Source organism: Streptomyces sp. NPDC058457 (assembly GCF_042720695.1).
Taxonomy (GTDB): domain Bacteria; phylum Actinomycetota; class Actinomycetes; order Streptomycetales; family Streptomycetaceae; genus Streptomyces.
This window is the reverse complement of the sequence record NZ_JBHXLU010000099.1, coordinates 14,014-36,324: the sequence shown is the minus strand read 5'-3', so window position 1 is coordinate 36,324 and position 22,311 is coordinate 14,014. Positions and strand designations below refer to the sequence as shown.

At 71.3% G+C, this 22,311-nt stretch carries 16 protein-coding genes and 3 pseudogenes; 9 read left to right on the top strand and 10 right to left on the bottom strand.

The annotated features are described in order from the left end of the window. Window positions 1-7: 7 nt before the first annotated feature. Window positions 8-160 (bottom strand): hypothetical protein, encoded by a 153-nt coding sequence (locus tag ACFWPS_RS45160; RefSeq protein WP_383717675.1) that lies wholly within the window; start codon window positions 158-160, stop codon window positions 8-10. A 31-nt stretch (window positions 161-191) separates the two neighbouring features. Then, window positions 192-300 (bottom strand): annotated as a pseudogene (locus tag ACFWPS_RS45155) (aldo/keto reductase); the annotation flags it as partial. Here ACFWPS_RS45155 and ACFWPS_RS45150 point away from each other — a divergent pair. The 4 genes and pseudogenes from ACFWPS_RS45150 to ACFWPS_RS45135 all read left to right on the top strand — a co-directional run. Next, window positions 290-1,009, top strand: a pseudogene (locus ACFWPS_RS45150) (aldo/keto reductase); the annotation flags it as partial. The pseudogenes ACFWPS_RS45155 and ACFWPS_RS45150 sit on opposite strands and share 11 nt — an antisense overlap. A 646-nt stretch (window positions 1,010-1,655) precedes the next feature. Then, window positions 1,656-2,426, top strand: a complete 771-nt coding sequence (locus tag ACFWPS_RS45145; RefSeq protein WP_383717652.1) for an SDR family NAD(P)-dependent oxidoreductase — start codon at window positions 1,656-1,658, stop codon at window positions 2,424-2,426. An 88-nt stretch (window positions 2,427-2,514) separates the two neighbouring features. Beyond that, window positions 2,515-3,801 (top strand): MFS transporter, encoded by a 1,287-nt coding sequence (locus tag ACFWPS_RS45140; protein WP_383717649.1) that lies wholly within the window; start codon window positions 2,515-2,517, stop codon window positions 3,799-3,801. 226 nt (window positions 3,802-4,027) lie between these two features. Beyond that, on the top strand, window positions 4,028-6,277 hold the full coding sequence (locus ACFWPS_RS45135; protein ID WP_383717647.1) for a glycoside hydrolase family 3 C-terminal domain-containing protein: 2,250 nt from the start codon (window positions 4,028-4,030) through the stop codon (window positions 6,275-6,277). 119 nt (window positions 6,278-6,396) lie between these two features. On the opposite strand, the gene ACFWPS_RS45130 is transcribed toward ACFWPS_RS45135, so the two are convergent. Then, a complete protein-coding gene (locus ACFWPS_RS45130) occupies window positions 6,397-7,410 on the bottom strand; it encodes an Lrp/AsnC family transcriptional regulator (RefSeq protein WP_383717644.1) in 1,014 nt (337 codons plus the stop codon). Between the two features lie 108 nt (window positions 7,411-7,518). Between ACFWPS_RS45130 and ACFWPS_RS45125 the strand changes: the two genes are divergently transcribed. Continuing rightward, complete coding sequence (locus tag ACFWPS_RS45125; protein WP_383717642.1) at window positions 7,519-9,018, top strand: MFS transporter; 1,500 nt, start codon at window positions 7,519-7,521, stop codon at window positions 9,016-9,018. 528 nt (window positions 9,019-9,546) lie between these two features. Here ACFWPS_RS45125 and ACFWPS_RS45120 read toward each other — a convergent pair. Together ACFWPS_RS45120 and ACFWPS_RS45115 are read right to left on the bottom strand one after the other, a co-directional pair. Then, a complete protein-coding gene (locus tag ACFWPS_RS45120) occupies window positions 9,547-10,200 on the bottom strand; it encodes an FMN-dependent NADH-azoreductase (RefSeq protein ID WP_383717639.1) in 654 nt (217 codons plus the stop codon). A gap of 43 nt (window positions 10,201-10,243) precedes the next feature. Next, window positions 10,244-10,993, bottom strand: a complete 750-nt coding sequence (locus ACFWPS_RS45115) for a pirin family protein (protein ID WP_383717637.1) — start codon at window positions 10,991-10,993, stop codon at window positions 10,244-10,246. A 57-nt stretch (window positions 10,994-11,050) separates the two neighbouring features. On the opposite strand from ACFWPS_RS45115, the gene ACFWPS_RS45110 reads away from it, so the two are divergent. Beyond that, on the top strand, window positions 11,051-11,524 hold the full coding sequence (locus tag ACFWPS_RS45110; RefSeq protein ID WP_383717634.1) for a MarR family winged helix-turn-helix transcriptional regulator: 474 nt from the start codon (window positions 11,051-11,053) through the stop codon (window positions 11,522-11,524). A 379-nt stretch (window positions 11,525-11,903) separates the two neighbouring features. Here the strand turns inward: ACFWPS_RS45110 and ACFWPS_RS45105 are convergent, their stop codons facing one another. Beyond that, window positions 11,904-13,379, bottom strand: coding sequence for a DHA2 family efflux MFS transporter permease subunit (locus ACFWPS_RS45105; RefSeq protein ID WP_383717632.1), 1,476 nt, complete (start codon window positions 13,377-13,379; stop codon window positions 11,904-11,906). A gap of 650 nt (window positions 13,380-14,029) precedes the next feature. Here ACFWPS_RS45105 and ACFWPS_RS45100 point away from each other — a divergent pair. The 3 genes and pseudogenes from ACFWPS_RS45100 (at window position 14,030) to ACFWPS_RS45090 (ending at window position 17,129) form a co-directional block, all read left to right on the top strand. Beyond that, window positions 14,030-14,515 (top strand): MarR family winged helix-turn-helix transcriptional regulator, encoded by a 486-nt coding sequence (locus ACFWPS_RS45100; RefSeq protein ID WP_383717629.1) that lies wholly within the window; start codon window positions 14,030-14,032, stop codon window positions 14,513-14,515. Window positions 14,516-14,672: 157 nt separating this feature from the next. Beyond that, window positions 14,673-16,232, top strand: a pseudogene (locus ACFWPS_RS45095) (MFS transporter); the annotation flags it as partial. 48 nt (window positions 16,233-16,280) lie between these two features. Continuing rightward, complete coding sequence (locus ACFWPS_RS45090; RefSeq protein ID WP_383717672.1) at window positions 16,281-17,129, top strand: collagen binding domain-containing protein; 849 nt, start codon at window positions 16,281-16,283, stop codon at window positions 17,127-17,129. A gap of 160 nt (window positions 17,130-17,289) precedes the next feature. On the opposite strand, the gene ACFWPS_RS45085 is transcribed toward ACFWPS_RS45090, so the two are convergent. The 4 genes from ACFWPS_RS45085 to ACFWPS_RS45070 form a co-directional block, all read right to left on the bottom strand. After that, complete coding sequence (locus tag ACFWPS_RS45085) at window positions 17,290-17,448, bottom strand: hypothetical protein (protein ID WP_383717626.1); 159 nt, start codon at window positions 17,446-17,448, stop codon at window positions 17,290-17,292. A 266-nt stretch (window positions 17,449-17,714) separates the two neighbouring features. Beyond that, window positions 17,715-18,329, bottom strand: coding sequence for a TetR/AcrR family transcriptional regulator (locus ACFWPS_RS45080; protein WP_383717623.1), 615 nt, complete (start codon window positions 18,327-18,329; stop codon window positions 17,715-17,717). A gap of 93 nt (window positions 18,330-18,422) precedes the next feature. After that, the gene (locus ACFWPS_RS45075) at window positions 18,423-18,881 is read right to left on the bottom strand and encodes a nuclear transport factor 2 family protein (protein ID WP_383717621.1); all 459 of its coding nucleotides are present in this window, start codon (window positions 18,879-18,881) and stop codon (window positions 18,423-18,425) included. 115 nt (window positions 18,882-18,996) lie between these two features. Beyond that, a complete protein-coding gene (locus ACFWPS_RS45070) occupies window positions 18,997-22,062 on the bottom strand; it encodes a glycoside hydrolase family 2 TIM barrel-domain containing protein (RefSeq protein ID WP_383717619.1) in 3,066 nt (1,021 codons plus the stop codon). Window positions 22,063-22,311 lie beyond the last annotated feature (249 nt).

Genomic DNA, 22,311 nt, shown 5'->3' with positions numbered 1-22,311 from the left:
GCGGCACCTACCGGTTGTCCAGGCCGGTCCGCTTCTCGACACGGGACTCGGGGACCGACGGCCACGACATGATCTGGACGGCGTACGGCTCCGAGACCCCGGTCGCGCCGAGCGCCCGGACGATCACCGGCTGGACCCCGGCCGGGAACGGCCGGTACAAGGCGCGGGTCGGCTCCCTCGACTTCCGCCAGCTGCCAGGCGGCCGACCTTGGAGGACACGCAATAGCTGTCGCGGTGGCGGCGGCGGGCCCGGCCGAGCCGCTGTTCCGACAGGCCGAGGCCGTAGTGGGGCGCGGTGTTGGTGCCCAACGAGAGCCCCAGGGGCGTCGACAGCGAGGGTTTCGTCGTCCGCGACGACCTGCGCCGGCAGTGGGACTTCAGCCGGGACGGGGTCCTGCGCTCCATGGAGGCCACCCTGGAGCGGACCGGCCTCGACCGGTTGGACGTGGTCTATCTGCACGACCCCGACGAGCACTGGAGGCAGGCCGCGGACCAGGCCATGCCCGCCCTCGCCGACCTGCGCGACCAGGGGGTGATCGGCGCGATCGGGGCCGGCATGAACCAGTCGGCGATGCTCGCCCGCTTCCTCCGCGAGACCGCCGCCGACATCGTCATGCTCGCCGGCCGCTACACCCTCCTCGACCAGTCCGCCCTCGACGACGTCCTGCCCGCCGCACACGAACACGGCAAGAACGTCGTCGCGGTCGGCGTCTTCAACTCCGGACTCCTCGCCCACGACCGCCCCGCCGAGGGCATGAAGTACGACTACCGGACCGCACCCGCCCACCTCGTGACACGTGCCCGGGCGATCGCCGAGATCTGTGAGTGGCACGGTCCGAGCCTGCGGGCCCCGGCGATCGCCGTCGCCAACGTCGCCCTGGGCATGGGCACGGCTGCGCACGTCGCGCAGTACGTGGACCTGCACCGCCGGGTGCCTCCGCCGGGGCTCTGGGCGGACCTGCTAGAGCGGGGGCTCCTGCGCGGGGACGTTCCCGTCCGCGGAACCTGAAGTCTGCGGGGGCCGGCTCCCCCTCAAGGTGCCGGCCCCCGCTGCGGACGCCCGTCAGGTGGCGCCGTTCTCGAGTCGGGCGAACCGCTGCGCGGGTTCGGCGAGGAGGCTCTCGCCGCCAGGCAGCACCGTCCCGACCACACATTCCGTCGTGCCTCGGTACGAGGCCGCAGGCCCGGAGCCCACCAACATGCCCACGAGCCGTCCACCGCCATGCCATGGCAGGCTTGAATCGATTCACCAGGTGGCGACTCCAAAACTTTCTGAGCGAAACCCTAGCCATAAAAACCGAACAAAGCTAGGTTTCTGGCGTGTGAACTTCCGGTTCGCACCCGGTCCGCTCAGTTCATCACCCCTCACAGCCACTTTCCGGCGACGACCGCGTCAGCCTCGACGCGGATCCGTCCCGGCGGAACAGGACTGCAGAGCGGACAGACCATCCCCACCCCGACCGCCACGGATGTGAAAGGTTCCACCTCAGGACGCGGGCAAGGGCGTACCGCACACCGCCCCCGAGCCACCCCGACAGCATCCGGGGTCGTGCTCCCGCCGACGTGTCCGGTCCCGATCGACGGGACGCCGCGCCCGCTTCCCCGACGAAGCGGCGCGGGGCAAGCTCTCACCGCGACAACACGAGGGAACACCCATGCAACGACTCGCCGACCGCCGCATCCTCGTCACGGGCGCCGCTTCGGGCATAGGCCGCGCCACCACACTCCGGCTCCTGTCCGAGGGAGCCCGGGTCACCGGGACCGACATCGCAGCGGACGGCCTCGCCGAGACCGCGGAGCTCGCGGCCAAGGCAGGCACCGGCGAGCAGCTGAACACCGCCGTACTCGACGTGTCCGACGAGACCGCCGTGGGGAGCGTCGTGGCCGACGCCATCGCCTCGCTGGGCGGGCTCGACGCCCTGGTCAACGTGGCCGGCATGCTGCGCGGGGCCCACACCCACACCTGTTCCCTCGACCTGTGGAACCAGGTCATCGGGGTGAACCTCACCGGCACCTTCCTGGTCACCCGCGCCGCCCTGCCCGCCCTGCTGGAGACCGGCAAGGGCGTCGTGGTCAACTTCAGCTCCACCTCCGCCCAGTTCGCCCACCCGATGATGGCCGCCTACTCCGCGAGCAAGGGCGGCATCCTCTCCTTCACCCACAGCATCGCCCAGGAATACGGCAAGCAGGGGCTGCGCGCGGTCAACGTCAACCCCGGCAGCATCTCCTCCGGCATCACCGAGAACATCTTCTCTCTCATGCCCGAGGACACCGACTGGAGTCTCCTCGGCAAGCTCACCCCCGCCATCGGTGAGGGTTTCGGCTCCCCCGAGGCCGTCGCCGGGGTCGTCGCCATGGTCGTCTCCGACGACGGCGCCTTCCTCACCGGCACCGAGATCCGCATCGACGGCGGAACCCACCAGTAACCCGGCACGGGCACCCCGGCATCCGGTGCCCGTTTCGTCCCCTTCCCCACACGTGTACCCTCACGTGTCCGTACGGCCGGAGGCCAAGATGACACAGCACGCCGCCGGGCTTCCCGCCACCGAGGACGGCCCGAAGGGTCCGGAGGACGGCCCCCCGCCGGTGAGCCGCCGGTTCATCACCCTGTACGTGATCGCCTATCTGGGCGTCTACGTCGCCGTGATGACCCCACTGCTGGTGTCGCTGGCGATGCGGCTGGAGACCATCGACCCGGACGGCAAGACCGGCAGCCTGGGCCTGGTGGTGGGCGTGGGAACCCTGGTCGGCATAGTGTCCGGCCTGGCCTTCGGGGTGCTCAGCGACAACACCACGTCCCGGCTGGGGCGCCGCAAGCCCTGGATGCTCGCCGGGATGCCGGTCCTGCTCGCCGGTGCGGCCGTCACCGGCGCGGGCGCTTCGGTGTCCGTCCTGCTGGCCGGTTTCGTCGTCGGCCAGGTCGGGCTCAGCGCGCTCATGACTCCGCTGGTGGCGATGCTCCCCGACCAGGTGCCGGAACAGCAGCGCGGCAAGGTCTCCGGCCTGCTCGGCTTCACCGCGCAGATCGCCGGGGTCGCCGGCTTCCAGCTGGCCACACCGCTGCGGCATTCCGGGCTGTTGCTCTTCCTGGTCCCCGCGGTCATCGCCTGCCTGGCCCTGCTGCCCGTGGTCCTCTTCCTGCCCGATCCGGCGGTCCGGCGCGCGGACCGGGAACGGCAGAGTCTGGTGGCCATGTTCCGCGACCTCACCTTCAACCCCCGGCGCCACCCCGACCTGGGCTGGACCTGGGGCGGCCGGTTCCTGATCCAGCTCAGCCTCATGTTCCTGTCGACATACCAGCTCTACTTCCTCACCGACCATCTGCACTACGAGCTGAGCAAGGTGACGGGGCTGCTGGCGCTCACCGGCGGTGTCGGCCTGCTGATGACCTCCGCGGGCGCCGTGGCGAGCGGCATCCTCTCAGACCGTCTGCGGCGCAGGAAGCGGTTCATCTACCTCGCCGCGACCGCGTTCGCCGTCGGTTTCGTCGTGATCACCTTCGCCTCGTCGTTCGCGCAGGTGTTCGTCGGCTCGCAGATCATCCTGCTGGGGGCGGGCATGTTCGGTGCCGTGGACATCGCCCTCATCACCGACGTCATCCCCAACCGGGAGACGGAGGGCGCGAAGTACATGAGTGTCTTCGCCATCGCCGCCGCCCTGCCGCAGTCGGTCGCCCCGCTGATCGCGCCGTTCATCCTTGCCGTGGACGGTGGGGACAACTACCCGCTTCTCTTCCTGAGCGCGGCGGGGGTCGCGGTGGCCGGCGGGCTGACCGTACGCCCGATCCGGGGAGTCCGCTGAACCGGTGGCACCGGTCCAGCGGAGTCCTTCCGGCCCCGCTCCCCGCGGAAGCCCACCGCGGACACGCTCCACAGCAACCCCCGAAGATGCACCCTCCGGGCGCACACCAAAAACCGAGCTCTATTCGGTTTTGTACTAGGATCCACCCGAGAGCGCTCTCACGAGCTGTTCCGCCGATCGCCGACGGGCGCCCGTCCGCCACCGACCATTCCGAGGAACTCGCACCATGTCCCAGAACCCCACCGAGCTCGATCTGGACCGGAAGACCGCGCTGCTCTCCGGTCTGAACATGTGGTCCAGCAAGCCCGACGAGGAGGCCGGATTCCCCGCGCTGGTGCTCAGCGACGGTCCGCACGGCGTCCGGCGCCAGAAGGGCGAGGCTGACCACCTCGGAGTCCACCGCAGCGAGCCCGCCACCTGCTTCCCGCCCGGTGCCGCCCTCGGCTCCAGCTGGGACCCCGACCTCGTCCGCCAGGTCGGCGAGGCGCTGGCCGTCGAGGCCCGCGCACTCGACGTGGACGTGCTCCTCGGCCCCGCGATCAACATCAAGCGCTCCCCGCTGTGCGGCCGCAACTTCGAATACCTCTCCGAGGACCCGCTGCTCAGCGGCGTACTCGGTGTGGGCCTCGTCGAAGGGATGCAGAGCGGGGACGTCGGCGCGTCGGTCAAGCACTTCGCGGCCAACAACCAGGAGACCGACCGGATGCGGGTCAGCTCCGACGTCGACGACCGCACTCTGCGCGAGATCTACTTCCCGGCCTTCGAGCGCATCGTGAAGCAGGCGCGTCCGGCCACCGTCATGTGCTCCTACAACAGGATCAACGGGGTCCACGCCGCCGAGAGCCGCTGGCTGCTCACCCAGGTGCTGCGCGAGGAGTGGGGCTTCGACGGGCTGGTCGTCTCCGACTGGGGCGCCGTCGGCGACCGCGTCGCGGCGCTGACGGCCGGGATGGACCTGGAGATGCCCGGCAACGGTGGCGTCACCGACGCCGAGGTCGCCGAGGCGGTGCGGTCGGGCCGTCTCGAGGAGTCCGTGGTCGACACGGCTCTGGCACGCCTGCGCGACCTCACCGGGCGTGTCCGGCCCGCGGGCGAGGTCGAGCTGGACCACGAGGCCCACCACCGGCTCGCCCGCGAGGTCGCCGGCGAGTGCCTGGTCCTGCTGAGGAACCGGGAGGGCACCCTGCCGCTCGCGCCGGCCGGCCGTGTCGCCGTCGTCGGCGAGTTCGCGGAGGAGCTGCGCTTCCAGGGGGGTGGCAGCTCCCATGTCAACGCCACCCGGGTCGACAGCCCCCTCGCCGAGCTGCGCGCCCTGCTGCCGGAGGCGGAGGTCGGCTTCGCCCGGGGCTACGACATCGCGGGGCAGGCGGACGCGGTGCGGCTGCGCGAGGAGGCCGTCGCGCTCGCGGCCGGGGCCGACACCGCGGTCCTGGTCATCGGCCTGCGCGAGGCGGACGAGTCCGAGGGCTTCGACCGCGACCACATCCAGCTCCCCGAGGACCAGGTCGAGTTGGTGCGTGCCGTGGCCCGGGCGGCCCGCCGTACCGTCGTCGTGGTGCTCAACGGCGGTGTGGTGACCCTGGAGGGATGGCACGACGAGGTGGACGCGATCGTGGAGGCATGGCTGCCCGGCCAGGCCGGCGGCGGCGCCATCGCCGACGTGCTCACCGGGCGGGTCAACCCGTCCGGGCGCCTCGCGGAGTCCATCCCGTTCCGGCTCAACGACAACCCCGCCTACCTCAACTTCCCCGGTGAGCAGGGCCATGTCCGTTACGGCGAGGGGGTGATGGTCGGCTACCGCTACTACGAGAGTGCCGACGTCGCCGTCCGCTACCCCTTCGGCCATGGCCTCGGCTACACCACGTTCGAACAGAGCGGCTTCCAGGTCACAGCGACCGGCGAGGACACCGCCAGGACCACGGTCACCGTCACCAACACCGGCGACCGCTCCGGCAAGCACGTGGTGCAGGTCTATGTCTCCGCGCCCGCGCGCCCGGTCAGCAGCCCCGCCCGTGAGCTGCGGGGCTTCGCCAAGGTGGCACTGGAGCCCGGCGAGAGCAAGGTCGTCGAGATCGACCTCGACCGCCGTGCCTTCGCCTTCTGGGACATCACCCGCGACGACTGGACCGTGGCCGCCGGACGGTACGAGGTCCAGCTCGGCGAGAACGCCCACGACGTGATCGCCGTACAGCCGCTACACCTCGCCGGGGACCGCCTGGCGGTACCCCTCACCATGGACTCCACGGTCGGCGAGTGGTTCGGCCACACGACGGTGGGCCCGGTGCTCAACGGGGCCCTCATGGCCGGGATGTCCGAGGAGCAGGCCGCTGCCGCCGCGGAGAACCAGGACGCGATGCGCATGGTCGAGTCCATGCCGATGCGCCAGTTCCTCGGCTTCCTGCCGACGCCGATCCCGGCGGAGTTCCTCGACCAGCTCATGACGATGAGCCGCTCGCCCGAGCCCGTGGCTCCGTAGTCGGCGGGCCGGAGGACACCCCGGCCCTGGTTCCCGTTCGAGGCGGCCATGGCGCGGCCGGCACCCAGGTGCCCGCCCTACCGTGGCCGCCCTGTCGTCCGGCCACGGCGCCCGGTCGGCTACGGCGTCCGAAGCGATGGCGTCTGGTAGGTGAGCTGCTTTACCTGCCGCAGGAACGGTGTCGCCTCCACATGCTGCACGCCCTCCAGTTGTCCGAGCGGACCGCTCAGGTAGTCGTACAGTCCGACGGTGCTCCTCGCGCGGACGGTGACCATGAGGTTGGAGGGCCCCGCGGTCGCGGTGACGTGCGTGACCTCGGTGTGGTGGGCGAGCGCCTCGCCCACCACGCGCAGGGCGGCGGGGGCGGCGGTCACCCAGAGGACCGCGGTGATCGGGTAGCCGAGGATCGCGGCGTCGCACTCGACGTCGAAGTACAGGGCCCCCGACGCCACCAGGGCCGCCAGCCGGCGCTTGACGGCCGACTCGGAGCGGCCGGTGGCGTGCTGCAGTTCTGCGTGCACGGCGCGGCCGTCGCGTTCGAGGACGGCGACGAGGGGTTCGTCCTCGGGCGCGATACGGGGCGGGCCCGGCTCCGGCACCTGCTCGGGGCGCAGGACGGCGATCTGCTCGTCGGACAGCGCCCCGAACTTCCACAGCCAGCCGCTCGGGCCGCCGTAGAAGCGGAAGAGGAGCTGGTGGGCGCGGATCTCGACGATGCTGGGCGTGCGGGGCAACTTGCCCAGCAACAGGTCGTCGCGGTCCCAGGGGTTGCGCGGCAGGGTTCCGCAGATCACCTCGGTGCCGCCCGAGGCCAGGGCGATCCAGCCGGTGTCGGGGCGCTTGGCCAGCGCGTCCGCGATGGTCAGGGCGGTGTCGGGGACGCAGCGGAGCCGGAGCATCCACTGGTCGAGGGCCAGGCGCTCGGGGTCACGGACGGCCACCACCCGCAGCCCCGCCTCGGCGCACAGCCTGCGGTAGCGGCGGGCGACGGTCTGGTCGGAGACACCGAGCGCCGCGCCGATCCGTTTGAAGGACGCCCGCCCGTTGACCTCCAACGCCGAGAGGATCAGCAGGTCGAGGTCGCCGGAGCCGGCCGGCTCGGTCTGCGGTTGGTTGCTTTTCTTCGTCGACATGGACACTCCTGTCGCGTTTCACCGGCCAGAGGGCTCTTTCCGCTCCGTCCGACCGCGTGAGGGCCATCGTACGGAGCCGTACCGATCACCGCGCAAGGAGTTGAGGACATGCGTAAATGGGGGCCGCTCACGGCGATCTGCCTGAGCACGTTCATGTTGTTGCTGGACGTGACGATCGTGGTGGTGGCGCTGCCGGACATGGCGCACTCGCTGGACGCCTCGCTGAGCGACCTGCAGTGGGTCGTCGACGGGTACGCGCTGGCACTGGCCGCGTTGCTGCTGGGCGCGGGTGCCGCAGCCGACATCGTCGGGCGCCGCCGGGTGCACGTGGCAGGTGTGGTGGTGTTCGCGGTGGCCTCGCTGCTGTGCGGTGTCTCGTCCGGGCCCGGCATGCTGGTGGCCGCGCGGGTGCTGCAGGGGCTGGGCGCGGCCGCGATGTTCGCGACCACGCTGCCGCTGCTCGGCTCCGTGTACCAGGGGAGGGAGCGGGGCGCCGCGCTCGGGGTGTGGGGCGCGGTCAGCGGTGCGGCCGCGGCCGTGGGACCACTGCTCGGCGGGGTGCTGACCGAGGGTCCGGGCTGGCGGTGGATCTTCTTCGTGAACGTGCCGGTGAGCGTCGTGACGGTGTGGCTGTCGCTGAAGGTGGTGCCGGAGTCCCGGGGGACGCGGGGGATGCGGGGGATGCGCGTCGACTGGGCGGGCATGGCGACGTTCGCGGTGTTCGCGGGCGGGATGACGTACGCGATGGTACGGGCCGGGGAGCACGGCTGGGCCTCCGCGGGGACGTCGACGGCCTTCGGTCTGGCCGCTGCGGCGCTGGTGGCCTTCGTGCTGGTGGAGCGCAGGGTGGCGCATCCGCTGCTGGACCTGGCACTGCTGGGGAAGCCGGCGTTCGTCGGTGTGCTGGTGGGTGCGCTGGCCTTCGACGGCGTGGCGTTCGGTGTGATCGCCTACGAGTCGATCTGGATGCAGACGCTGCTGGGCATGGACCCGGTGGACGGCGGCCTCGCGCTGCTGCCGTTGCCGGCCGCGGCCATGGTGGTCGCGATGACGGTCGGCGCGCTGTCGCACAGGGTCACCGCACGATGGACCATCGTAGCGGGCCTGCTGCTGCTCGCCGCCGGGTCCTTCGCGCAGGCGTTCCTCGACGCGGGTTCCGACTGGACGTCACTCGTCCTGGGCCTGGTCCTGGTGGGTGTCGGCACCGGGCTCCTCTCCCCCACCGTCTCCGGGGCGGCGCTCGCCGCGGTCCCCGCGGAGCGGTCGGGCATGGCGGGCGGTGTGGTGAACACCCTCCGGCAGCTGGGGTACGCCCTGATGGTCGCCGTCTACGGCACCGTGCTGACCTCACGCATGGGTGACACCCTGCCGCACGACGCGGCGCACACCCTGGCCGGTGGTGGCGCGGCCTTCCTGCGGCACGGGTTCCCCGAGCACGTGCTGCGGTCAGCGTTCGCCTCGGGGCTCAACTCGGCGCTGGTGACCGCCGGTTCGGCCGGCCTCGTGGCGGGCCTGGCGGTCCTGGCCCTGGTCCGCGGCCCCCGCCGGGCGGCCGGTACGGGCGGGGACACGGCACCAGCGGAACAGGCGCCGGTCACGGGCCAGTGACCGCAGTCGAGCCCGCCCGGAGCCTGCGCGGCTTCGGGTGGGGCTCCGTGCGCCCACGGCCCCACCCGGCAGCCGTCCCGGTTGCGGACGGGCCGGCGGGCGCATTGCCGTCGCGTCACCACCGCGCGGGAAGCGCCGCCACTGCGGGCCCGCCGGTACATCGAGGACCACCTCGACGACCCCGACCTGTACGCCTCCTCCGCGGCCGCAGAGTTCGACGTATGGTTCCGCACCCTGCATCTGGCGTTCGGTGAACTCACGACCCCGGGCACGCGCCGGACGGTTTCCGACAGTGGCGAGATGCCGCCCGGCTTCCGCGAAGGCCGCGAGACCGCTCCCTTCTTGAACCGCCACCGTCGCCGCGCTCGGCGGGGGACTGCACCCGGCTTCCGCAGGTGCCGTGCCTGCGCACACGGAACCGGGCTGTCCCCGAACGAGCCGAAGCGGCCGAGTGGGTACTCGGCCGCTTCGGTGCGGGACGCGCAACCGGGGAGGGGGACGGCGTCCCTGGCTTCTCTCCGGGCCCGGCTACGCCGCGAGGCGCCCCACGAGCTCCTTGGCCCTGGACGCCGCCTGCTCGAGGGCGTCCGCCCGGGACTTCTCGCCGAGCGGGATGAGCTCCTCCATCCCGGGCATGAGCTTGGCCAGCGTCAGGTCGGCGACGATGAAGTGGGGCTCCACCTCCAGGGTCGTCGTCAGGACGGCCTCCAGGTAGTTGAGGACGTACTCGTAGGGCGCCCGGGGCGTGCCGGGTGCGTACGAGCCGCCGCGGCTGGTGACCACGGTGACGGGCGTGCCCTTGACCTTCGAGTCCTCGCCGCGGGCCGTGCGGCCCAGGAGGATCACGTGGTCCAGCCACGCCTTGAGGCTGGAGGGGATCGAGAAGTTGTACATGGGAGCGCCGATCACGACGGCGTCCGCGTTCTCCAGCTCCTCTATGAGCTGCTCACGCAGGGCGAAGGCGGCGACCTGCTCGGGCGTGCGCTGGGCCGGGTCGGCCATGCCGGCCAGGTAGGCGTCGGCCGTGATGTGGGGCACCGGGTCGGCGGCGAGGTCGCGGTAGATCACGGTCCCGGTGGGGTGCTGCTCCTCCCACGCGGCGCGGAAGGCCTCCGTCACCACGCGGGACGTGGACGCCTGGCCCGGGTAGGCGGAGGAATCGATGTGCAGCAAGGTGGCCATGGCTGTTCTCCAAATGTGGGGTAAACGATGCTGAAGCGGGCCGTCAGCGCCCGCGGACCGGCTGGTAGGCCGGGTGACTGGGGAGCGAGACGAGGAAGAGGTCAGCCGATTCGGCCGCTTCGACGGTCATCGCGGATGCGCCGCTCAGGGAAACGGTGTCGTCGGTCGCCGCAGGGGTGCCGTTGACCGTGGCCTCCCCGCCGAGGACGTAGACCAGGGTGAAGCGGCCCGCGCCGACGTCCAGCTCCGCCCGGGCCCCGCGCGGCACGGCGACACGACGGATCGAGAGCCCCTCCGTGTGCGCCTGTACCGGCCCCTCCCCGCCGACCTGGTCGGCGACGAGGGCGTCGCCCACCGGTCGCGCCGTGAACTGCGCGGCGGGGTGGTCGGTGTAGGACGGCTCGGTTCGCAGCGCGGTGTCGAAGCCCGGGTCGAGCCACATCTGGAACACCCGCGCGCCTTCGGTGGCGCCTTCGCGATGCCACAGACCCGAGCCCGACCGGATGATCTGGGCGTCTCCGCCCCGAAGGTCCAGCCAGCGGCCGGCCTTGGTGTCGAAGTGGCGCGTACGTCCTTCGAGGATGAACGAGATGATCTCGAACCCCTCGTGGGGGTGCAGTCCGAAGGTGAAATCGCTCAGGAAGCGCGTGTGGGACCAGAAGAACAGCGCGGCGGACGGCTGCCCGTCAGCGGCGTAGCCGCCCTCGACCACCCGGTTGGACAGTGCGTTGACCCCGGGCGCGGGCTTGGCGCGGTCCTGCTTCGGGAGCACGGTCGCCCCGTTTGTTTCCATGGAACCGAAACTAGACGACACGTAGTTTCCATGTCAACAAATGTTAGGGTGGCCACCATGGAACCAAGGTGGCTCGACGAGCGGGAAGAGCGGGCCTGGCGCGGCTTCCAGGAGATGCGCATCAACATGACGGCACTCCTGGCGAGGCGGCTGACCCGTAAGTGCGGCCTGAGCGAGGCCGACTACTCGGTCCTGCTCCATGTGTCGGAAGCGCCGGGGCACAGGATCCGGTCCCGCGACCTCTGCCGGATCCTGCAGTGGGACCGGAGCCGTCTGTCCCGACAGATCGCCCGCATGGAGAGCCGCGGCACCATCGCGCGAGCCTCCTGCGACGACGCCCGCGGCTTCGACGTCGTACTCACCGAGTCGGGACTCGCCGCCGTCCGGGTCGCCTCCCGGATCCAGCTCGAAGCCGTGCGCCACTGCTTCGCCGACCTGCTCACCACCGAACAACTCGAGACGCTGGGCGACATCACCGAGCTCGTCACCAAGCACCTGGCCACCGAACACGACGACGTTCCGGCCGACTGAGGCCGCGGGCCGCCTCCGCAACCGCCGAGCGGTCCGTGGAGCGCCGATCCGCCTGGCGTACCCTCGGCGCCGTACCGACCGGCGACTTCGGAGTTGACGACGCCGGCGGAACACCTCGGCGGGGAGCGAGGCGGCAGACCCGCGTACATCCGGGGCGACCGCCGCGCGCGCTGCGGGTCGGCCCCGGCCTGTTCGAGCCCCATCCAGGACGTCTCCGGGACCAGGCGTTGCTGCGGGTCCACGGCGCGAGGTCCCGCACCCCGGTTCCCGCTTCCCTACGACATGCCGCGCTCTTGGCTCTGACCGACACGCAACGCCCAGCACATCTGCGCCGACCGAACCGGTCTCCGGGTCCGGTACACCCCCGTCCGCGTGCAGCTCAGCGAGCCTTCCCGGAGCGCATCAGGATCCCGCACAACAGCGCCGCGCTCGCGAAGACGGCCGCCATGGTCAGGAACGCCGCGTTGTAACCGTGTACGGCCGCCGCGTCGCGGGAGCCGGCGTGGGAGCTCAGGTATCCGGCGGTGACGGTGCTGGCGACGGTCGACAGCAGGGCCGTTCCGACGGAACCGCCGAGTTGCTGCATCACGGAGAACATGGCGGATCCCACTCCGACGTCGTCGGGGTCGAGCCCGACCAGCGCGTTGCTCATGGCGAGGGTGGTGTTGACCCCCTGGCCGATGCCGAAGAGGAACAGCGGGCCCAGCACTACGGTCCAGTACGACGAGGAGGGCTCGAGCCTGCTGAGCCACACCAGGCTGGCGGCCGTGAGGACCAGGCTGGCGATGATGACCACCTTCGGCCGGATACGAACCAGCCAGGAGGCACTGCCTAGGACGTTCGACGAGACAATGACTCCGATGACCATCGGCAGGGTGCCCAGGCCCGCCAGCACCGGGGACAGATGCAGGTTCTCCTGGAGGAAGAAGGTGGTGAAGAAGATGATGCCGAAGTTGCCCGTGGAGGAGGCGAAGCGGTTGACGTAGGCGGCGACGCGTTCACGGTCACGCAGCACCCGCAGCGGCAGCAACGGCGCCGGCGCGAGGTGCTGCCGCAGCACGAAGCCGGCCAGGACCACCACACCGCCGAGCAGCGTCCCCAGCACGACCGGCGAGGCCCAGCCTCGGGTCTCGGCCTGGGCGAAGCCGAACACGACACCCAGGAGACCCACGCACGCCAGGACGGTTCCGATCAGGTCCATCCGGGGTCGCTCGTCGGCCCGCCGGCTCGGCAGGAGCAGCCACGCGCCGAGGGCCGCCCCGACCGCGAACACGACGTTGACGTACATCGTCCATCGCCAGTCGATGTACTCGGTGAGGACGCCTCCCAGGACGAGGCCCATCCCCCCTCCGACGCTGACGATCGTGCCGATGATGGCGAACGCGCGCGTGCGCGACCTTCCGCCGGGGAACGTCGTGGTGATCAGGGAGAGCACAGCCGGCGCGAGCAGGGCACCGGCCGCCCCCTGTACGGCGCGGGCCGCGATCAGCATGCCGAAACCGGTGGCCGCGCCACCGGCGGCCGAGGCGCCGGCGAAACCGATCAGGCCGATGATGAACGCCCGCTTGCGCCCCATCAGGTCGGTCAGACGTCCGCCCAGCAGGAGCAGGCTCCCGAAGGCCAGCGCGTAGGCGGTGACGACCCACTGCCGGCCACCGGTGCCGAAGCCGAGGTCCGCCTGCGCCGAGGGCAGCGCGACGTTCACTATCGTGTTGTCGAGCACGACCATCAGCTGCGCCGCCCCCAGCACCGCCAGGATCCATCCCCGGTGGTCGGACATCGGCGCGGAGGCCTCGGTCACCGGTGGACGGTCCGCGGTTTCACCGAAGCCCGACGCCTGTTCGACCTTGTTCATGTGACGCCTTCCCAGATGCACGGACGGCGACGGCATGTGCTGCCGCAGTCCGCGAATGATCCAGTTCTTCCGCCGCCCGGGCGCGGAGGACGTGTCCCCCACGTCCGTCGTCCCGCGCCGGCCGTCGGTCACTCGGACACCGGCGGAGTAGCGGGCGGCCTGCCGTGGCGCGCGCGGGACGACGAGGCCTCCGCGCGGTCACGGTGTGACACCTGGCTCAGGTACGTGAGAACCCCGACCCCGGCCCGGAAACCCATCAGAGCCCGATCGGATCACGTCGATGTGACAGTCGGCGCCCTCGCGAATGAACGAAACGCTCCTGGTCCGCCCCGTGGGCACGGCGCGAAGGTGAAGCCGCCCGCGACATGGGCGTGGACCCGGCGGGACGGGCCTCCGGCCCCTCGCCCGTCTGCGGAGCGACCTTCATCGACGAACCTGTCCGACAGTGCGTCGCCCCCGTCCCGGTCGGCCGACTCGGGCCGTTCCCGGGCAGAACACACACACTGTTTGTTGACACAGAACCAAAGGTAGACCGGAAAAGTTTCCATGTCAACAAATGCGCCCGCGGCGAGCACGCAATCGCGTCCGGGGCCGACATCACGGGCTTTGGTATGTTGACATAGGTTTCCGTTCATAGGTAACTTGCGGGCATGTCCGGAGTCAGCGAGGCTCGCCAGAGTGGGAGCCAGCGCATCGACCACGTGGCCGCAGGCCTCGCGGCGTGCCTGCCCGCGCTGAACAGGTCCGTCGAACGGGCCATCGCGGCCCGACTGCCCTACCCGAAGCCCCCCGAGCGCCAACTGGCGCTCCTTCGGTATGTCGCCGAGAATGACGACGCCACCGTCCACGAAGCGGCCCGCGCGCTGCTGATGAAGCCGAACAATGTCAGCGCCCTGGTCACCCGCCTCACCGACGCGGGCATGCTCGAACGCCACCTGGACGACACCGACAAGCGTGTCGCGCACCTGCGTGTCACGGCCGAGGCCCGTCGGCGTATCGCCGAGGCCGAGGACGTCGCGATCCGGCAGCTCGCGTCCGCGCTGCGCACCCTCACCGACGGCGAGACCGAGGCCCTCGGCTCGGCCCTCGGCGCCCTCGCAGGCCTCGCCCAGCGCCTCCGCGACCACTCCGTCTGACCGGTCGCGGCCTCCGCACGCACACCGCCCTCGCCGTCGATGCGGCCTGGGCCGGGTGCGTGGCCGGATGTGCTGCCCCACCAACCACTCCCCCCACCACAACCCCACACGTCCACGCGGCCTTTCGCGTGTCACGCACTCCGAGGACACCTCGCCCATGCCTGTCACCGTTGTCTCCGCGGCGCCCGCCCGGCAGTCCCACGCCTCCCGATCCCGCGATCCACGGGCCAACCCCTGGCTGACCCTGATCGCCGTCGCCTTCGGCCTGTTCATGGTCGGCCTCGACGGTTCCGTCGTCTCGATCGCCAACCCCGAGATCGCCCGCCACCTGCACGCCAGCACGGCCGAACTGCAGTGGGTCACCAACTCCTACCTGCTCGCGCTCGCCGCCACCCTCATCCTCGGCGGCAAGCTCGGCGACCGTCTCGGACGCCGGACCCTCTACCTCGTCGGCGTCGTCGGGTTCACCCTGTCTTCCGTCGCCATCGGGCTCGTAGGCTCGATCGAAGGCGTCATCGCCTTCCGCGCCGCACAGGGACTCCTCGGCGCGATGCTCATGCCCAACACCCTCGCCCTGCTGCGCGCGGTGTTCCCGCCGAAGAAGTTCGGCATGGCCGTCGGCATCTGGGCGATGATCTCGTCCGTCTCCACCGCGCTCGGCCCGATCGTCGGCGGACTGCTTGTCGAGCACGTCAACTGGGAGTCGGTCTTCTACATCAACGCCCCCATCGGCGTCATCGCCCTCGTCTTCAGCCTGTTCGTGCTGCCGCAGTCCAGGAACGAGGCTGCCGGGGACGAGACGTTCGACGTACCCGGAGTCGTCCTGCTCGCGCTCGGACTGCTCGCGGTCGTCTTCGGTGTCGTCAAGGGCGAGACCTGGGGCTGGACATCGGGCGGCACGCTCGGCTCGATCGGCGGGGGCCTGGTCGTCCTGGTCCTCTTCGCCTGGTACGAGACCCGCGTGACGCACCCTCTGCTGCCCATGCGCCTGTTCCGCAGCCCAGCCCTGACCATCGGTACGTTCGTCACCGCGCTGAACTTCTTCGTCCTGCTCGGCGTGATTTTCTTCGTGATGCTGTACCTGCAGAACGTCCGCGGCTTCACGCCCGTTCAGGCCGGGGTGCGCACCCTGCCGCTCAGCCTGGTCTCCATGGTGGCCTCGCCGATCGGCGCGAAGCTCACCGAGAAGTTCGGCCCGCGTCTGACCATGCCGCTGGGCATGGCACTGCAGGCTGGTGCCGCGTTCACGATGCTCGCCTGGAGCACCGACTCCTCCTACGCCGCCATGTGGCCGCCGTTCGCCGCGCTCGGCCTCGGTGTCGGCATGGTGATGTCCGCGTCCTCCGACGCGATCGTCGGCAACGCCCCGGTCCGGGATGGCGGCGTCGCGGGGGGACTGCAGGGCACGGCGCTGCAGATCGGCGGCGCGCTCGGCACCTCGGTCCTCGTCTCGATCATCAGCAGCCGCGTCGGCTCCACCCTCACCGGCTCGCTCACCGACGCCGGGGTGCCCGGCCCGGTCGCCGCCCGCCTCGACGAGGCGAAGGACGCGGTCGCGATGGGCGTCAGCCCGGTCAGTGACTCCATGCCCGCACAGCTCAGGGCCGCCGTGACGGAGGGCAGCCACACGGCCTTCATGAACGGCGTCCATACGGCAGTCCTGGCCACCGGGATCCTCGCCCTCGTCGGTGGCCTCCTCGCGGCAGTCGGGCTGCGCCGGAGCAACGCCGAAGAGACGGCGCCGGACACGGTCGGCTCTGCTGCGGTGCCTGCCTCCGGCTCTTCGGAGCAGCCGCTCTCCGCGGCCGATGTCCCGGCGGCGCCCGCGAGCGGCGCGGCCCCGATCCCGTCCTCCAGCGGAACACCGGTCGTCGGGCGCGTCCGCGGCGCCGAGGACACGCCCGTCGCGCGGGCCGCCGTCACGCTGATCTCCCTGGGCGGACGGCAGTTGGGCCGTGCGATGTCCCGGCCGGACGGCTCGTACCGGCTGTACGCACCGGGTGTCGGCGGCTACGTGCTCATCGCGTCCGCCGACGACTACCAGCCGCAGGCCTCGATGGTCGTGGTCGGCGACGAGCCGGTCTCGTACGACATACTCCTCTCCGGCACCAGCGGTCTGCTCGGCATCGTCAGGTCGGCCGACACCAAGGCACCGGTCGGCGGTGCCCTGGTGGTCGCGGCCGATGTGCGCGGAGAGGTGATCGACACCGGAATCTCGGGGGCGGACGGCACGTTCGGATTCACCGCGCTGGTGCCCGGCCAGGTGACCCTCGCCGTGACCGCGGCCGGGTACCGGCCCCTGGCGCTGCCGGCCGAGGTCGCCACGCACGGTGTCACCAGGACCGAGATCGAGCTGACCTCCGGCTCACGGCTGCGGGGCGTGGTCACGGCCGCTGGCCTGCCGCTGAACGACGCCCGGGTCACCCTGGTCGACGCGGCCGGCAACGTGGTGGCCAGCGCCATCACCGGCGAAGACGGCGCGTACGGCTTCACCGACCTGGACGGCGGCGAGTACACGGTCACGGCGACGGGCTCCCCGCCGCGGGCCACCCACCTGACCCTCGGCTCCAGCGTGGACGGCCACGACATCGAGCTCTCCCACCCGGGCGAGTGACGGGCACCCTCGCCCGGGCACACTCCCCCCACGGCCCGGGCGAGGGGCAGGACGCCGGACGATCGTCTACACCGACGACATCACCCAAAGCTGCACACTGAACTCTCCTTGATGCCGTCTCGTACTTTTCGCGATCTTTGTCCAGGAGGTACGGCCGTGTTCAAACCGAGCAGGGCGAGGGCGGCTCGTGCGGTGCCATGATGACTACGGGGTCGACGCCGACCCTGCGCAGGGCGTTGGCGCGTTCGGCGAGAGCAGCGAGGGACGCCTTCTCCCCGACGACTCCGGCCGACACGACGCTGCCGCGCTCCCTGTTCACCACGCCGAGGTTCCGGGCCTGAAGGGCCCGTACCGGCTGGTCAACGCGCGCAGCGGCCTCGTCGTGGACACGGCGGGCTCCGGCACCGCCAACGGCACCCTGCTCGTCCAGTCGACGTCCGACGCGGGGGCTCCGGTCAGCGATGGACACTCACAACGACGGCGGACGGCGGCTTGGCAAGGTCACAGTGTGAGGGCTGTGCGCGGAGGCAACGGCGGCACAGCAGACCGGGTGTCGGGGACACCACCGCGCAGGTGGTCCCCGCGTCACCGTGCGGCGGGCCCGCCCGTGCGCAGACCGTCGAGAAAGTACTCGAGGTGCCGGCGCCACCCCTCGTCCGGCTCCCCGTCGCGTATCAGTGCTGCGATCGAACGGAAGAGACGGTAGAGATCGTCCCGGGTGAGATCGCGGCGCAGCACACCGGAGGCCTGCGCCGCGCGCATGAGGTCGTCGCCGACGACGAGGTTGTCGTCGCAGATCGCCCGCAGCCGGGGAGCGTCTGCGTAGCGGCGGGCCACGACGTCGTTGAACGCCCGGTCGGCGGCCTGCATCTCGCAGGTCCCCCAGACGAAGGCGGCGAACCTCGCCCACGGGCCGTCCGCCTGGTCGACGAGCCCGGCCAGCGCGACGAGCCGCTGCGCCGCCACGTCCGCGACGGCCTGGTCGATCAGCTCGGCCCGGCTGCCGAACCGGTTGTAGAGGGTTCCGATGCTGACCCCCGCCCTGCGGGCGATGTCCTCCAGGGGCGTCTCGAGGCCCTCCCGGAGGAAGATCTCCCGGGCCGCGTCGCGCAGCTTCTCCACGTTGCGGCGGGCGTCCGCGCGCAGCCGGGGCGAGGGTGGGTCCTCGCTCGTCCGCGTGCCGTCACGTCGGCCTGTCATGCGCCCTCCTCCGGAACTCGCCGCGCCCGACGCGCGCCGACCGGTGATCCCGGCATCGTAACCGGGGTACCGGAATCACCGGCTCCGTGCCGCTCAGTGGGCGACGGGGAGCGCGAACGTCCCGGTCGCGGCGGCCTGGCCGCCGAGCTGCGGCTGGTCGAGGTAGAGGTAGCGGAAGTGCCGCCTGACGAACCGCCAGCCCTCGTCGGTGCGGACGACGGTGTCCTCGTAGACACCGTGCAGGACCTGGCCGGTGCCGTCCAGACGAATCCCCTGTTCGGTGAGGTACGTCCGTGCGGTCGCGGTGTCCCCGTCGATGTCCACCGTCGTGCTGTGGATCAACTGGAGGAACGACACCCACATCGCCCGCATCCCCGCCTCGAACCCCTTGGCGATCTCCGCCCGGGAACCCTCCAGGGTGAAGTCCAGGGGCGGGTCGATCACCCAGGTCGCCTCGGGCGTCCACAGACTCTCGAACTGTTCGGCGTCCAGCCGGTTCACCGCGTCGGCGGAACGCGCCACGAGGTCCAGCACATCGTCACGGTCAGTCATCCTGATCAGACCCTCTCCATCATCTTGAGGAGGCCCTCAAGATATATCCCCACCGTAACTCCAACTTGAGGGTGCTGTTCAAGTTCTTGCGTCGAGTCCCGTGGAGATCTGGGTCTCACTCCTGGAAACCGTCGAAGGCCAGCTCCCAGCTCCAGGCGTACGTGCCCGGCCGGATCCGGAACCGGGGGGCGGTGTCCGGGCCGAGGGCCTCCGTGCCGAGACCTCGGTGTGCGACGTCGAGATGGAGCACGGTCTGCGGACGCGGGGTGAGCTGCCAGACCCGCCCGGCCGACTCGAGGTCCGAGACCCGCTGGTGGGAGGCGTTCATCTGGACGGGCCGGTCCGTGCGCAGCCGTAGTCGGCGCCCGGCCGCGTCACCGAGTTCCAGGTCCATGACCTCGGCACGGCCGCCGTTCTCCTGCGGGCGCAGGTACGGTACGGCGAGGTCGGCGACCGTGCTCTCCCAGCGACCGAGCAGGCCGGACGCCCGGCGGTCCGGGTAGGTCTCGTGCGGGCCGAGACCGGTCCAGGCGATGCGGTCGAAGCCGGGAAGGGTCTCCAGCACCAGCCCCACCCGGGGCAGCTCCTCGAACGTGTCGGGGAGGACGACCTCCTCGTCGAACCGGAACGCGTCACCACCGAGGGCGGTGATGGTCCGCCGGTGCGTGACCACCTGCCCGAACGCCGCTGTGAAGGCCGCCTCCACCGTCGCCGCGCCCGGCCCCTCGGTCACGGACACCAGCTTGCGCTCTGTGCGGAACAGTCCGGTGCGGCGCAGCCGGTGGTCGAGTACGCCCGCGGCGTCGTTGTCGGTGAGGGCACGCCACAGCGACAGCTCGGGGGCGGCGCCCAGGCCGGGGCGGTCGAGCATGCCGTCGGCGTCGAGCGGCACGGCCGCCGGAACTCCGGCCCCGGCGGACCCGAGAGCGGAGGAGCGCGGCCGGGAGATCTGGAGGCGGGAAAGTTCGGTGCCGGCCGGTCCCCAGGGGTGATCGTCCGCGGTGGCCACGATCACGGTGACCGCCAGGGCGTCCGTCGCCGTCGCCGCCCGCCGCAGCGTCTCCGGGAGCGCCAGCACTCCCTCTTCGCCCGGTCCGATGACGGGGCAGGACAGCGGAACGGACGGCGACGGTCCGGTGGAGGTCTCCACCTGCGCGGACAGTTCGAGGCCCGTCGTGTCGTTGAAGGCCTGCCGGTTGCGCAGGCGCAGTCGTCCCCGCTGCAGATCCGACCGGGCCCGGTCGGGGGCCGCGGCCAGGGTGAGCGGAGCGAACAGGGTCCGGGCCTCGTACAGAGCGGGCTTGGGGGTGAGGTCCGGGAAGACCAGTCCGTTGATGCAGGCGAGTCCGTCGTGGGGCTGGTCCCCGAAGTCGCCGCCCGCCCTGTATCGGCCGTCACGGTCCGGGTCCAGGCCGTGGTCGAGCATCTCCCAGACGAAGCCGCCCTGCAGGCCGTGTGCGCTCTCCAGCAGGCGCCAGACCTCGTCGAAGCCACCGTTGGAGTTGCCCTGCGCGTACTGGAACTCGCACAGGATGAGCGGGCGGTCCGCGTCCGGGGACGCCGAGTACGCCTGCAGTGCCGCGGGCACCGGATACATCGGGCAGACGATGTCGCTGGCGGCGTGGCCCGCGTACCAGTCAGGCTGGATCGCCGCCTCGTACTGCACCGGCCGGGTCGGGTCGAAGGCGCGCACCCAGGCCGCGGCGGCGTCATGGACGGGTCCGTAGCCGCTCTCGTTGCCCAGCGACCAGACGATCACGCTCGGGTGGTTCTTGTCCCTCCGCACCATCCGCGCGATCCGGTCGACGAAGGCCGGCAGGTAGCGCAGGTCGTGGGCCAGCGAGGAGGCGTACGCGTGGGCCTCGATGTCCGCCTCGTCGACCACGTAGAACCCGTAGGTGTCGCACAGCTCCAGGAACACGGGGTCGTTGGGGTAGTGCGAGGTGCGGATGGCGTTGACGTTGAACCTCTTGAGCAGGGAGAGTTCCCGCTCCATGCGCTCGCGGCCGACGGTACGACCGGTGTGGGGGTCGGCGTCGTGCCGGTTGACGCCCTGGATCAGCACCCGGCGGCCGTTGACCAGCAGGTCCCGTCCGCGGATCTCCACCCGGCGGAACCCGATGGACAGGGTGGTGCGCTCCGCCACCGTGCCGTCGGGGTCCAGCAGCTCCACCTCCAGGCCGTAACGGCGCGGGTCCTCCGCGGACCACGGTGCGGCAGGCAGGCCGGACGCGCGCACCACGGCCACGCCCGGAGGCGGCGGGAACAGCACCTGCTGGATCAGGTCCGCGGTGGTGGCCTCCTCCTCCCCCAGGGGCGCCCGCGCAGGGCGCAGGCTCAGCAGGTCGAGGGTGTCCGCGGGGATCATCGGCTGCGGGATCTCGTCCCCGGTCGGGAAAGTCGGTGTCATGCCCCGGGGCGGTTCCGGGACCGGCACCGGGATCTCGACAGCGTCGAGCAGACCGGGCACCCGTACGCGTACCCGCCAGCCGTCCGAGAGGTTTCCGGAGTTGGTGGCGACGTGCGTGGCGACGCGCAGCGAGGCGCTCCCGGCCTCCGCGTCGAAGTCGGCGACGACGTGCACGTCCTCCAGATAGGTCGGCCCGGTGGTGTACAGGTGGACGGAGCGGGTGATCCCGCCGTGCCACCACTGGTCCTGGTCCTCCACGTAACTGGCGTCGGAGTACTTCACCACGGTCAGCACCAGTTCGTTGCCGTGCTCGCGCAACAGCCCGGTGACCTCGAACTCGGCCGCCAGGTGCGAGTCCTTGCTGATGCCGACCTCGTGCCCGTTCAGCCGGGCCAGCAGTACGCTCTCCGCCGCGCCGACGTGCAGCACGGTCCGCCGGGCCAGCCACTCCCGCGGCACGTCGAACCGCCTCCGGTGCACCCCTGTCGGGTTGGCCGTCGGCGGGTACGGCGGCTCCGCTTCGAAGGGCATCACGATGTTGGTGTAGTGCGGGAGGTCACCCTTGTCCTGCAGGGTCCAGGCCCCTGGGACGTCGATGGTGTCCCAGGACTCCCCCGGTGCCGCGTCGGGGTGCGGCAGCAGCTGGAACTCCCAGGTTCCGTCCAGGCGCACTCGGTCCGGGTGGTCCAGCGCGTGCGTGGCCAGTCGACCGGTGGCCAGCAGGCCCGGGGAGGCCCAGGCGGCAGCGGGGTGGCGGGAGGCTGTGTTCACTAGGGGTTCCTCGGCTCTGGGCCGGGCCGCATCGTCCCGATGGTGCAGCCGCGGGCCGGTCAGGCGCTTGTCGCGGGGGTGCCACCCGATGGCGGCCCCTCATCTAAAACCAAGTTCCACTCGGCTTTCAAGGGTCCCCGGAGCAGCCGCCGCCTCGCACGCACCGACATGTGCGGGAGCGGCATCGCGATGTTGCGCCGACCCGGCCTGAGGGCAGACGGAACCCCACAACGGCCCCGCTCCGCCGTC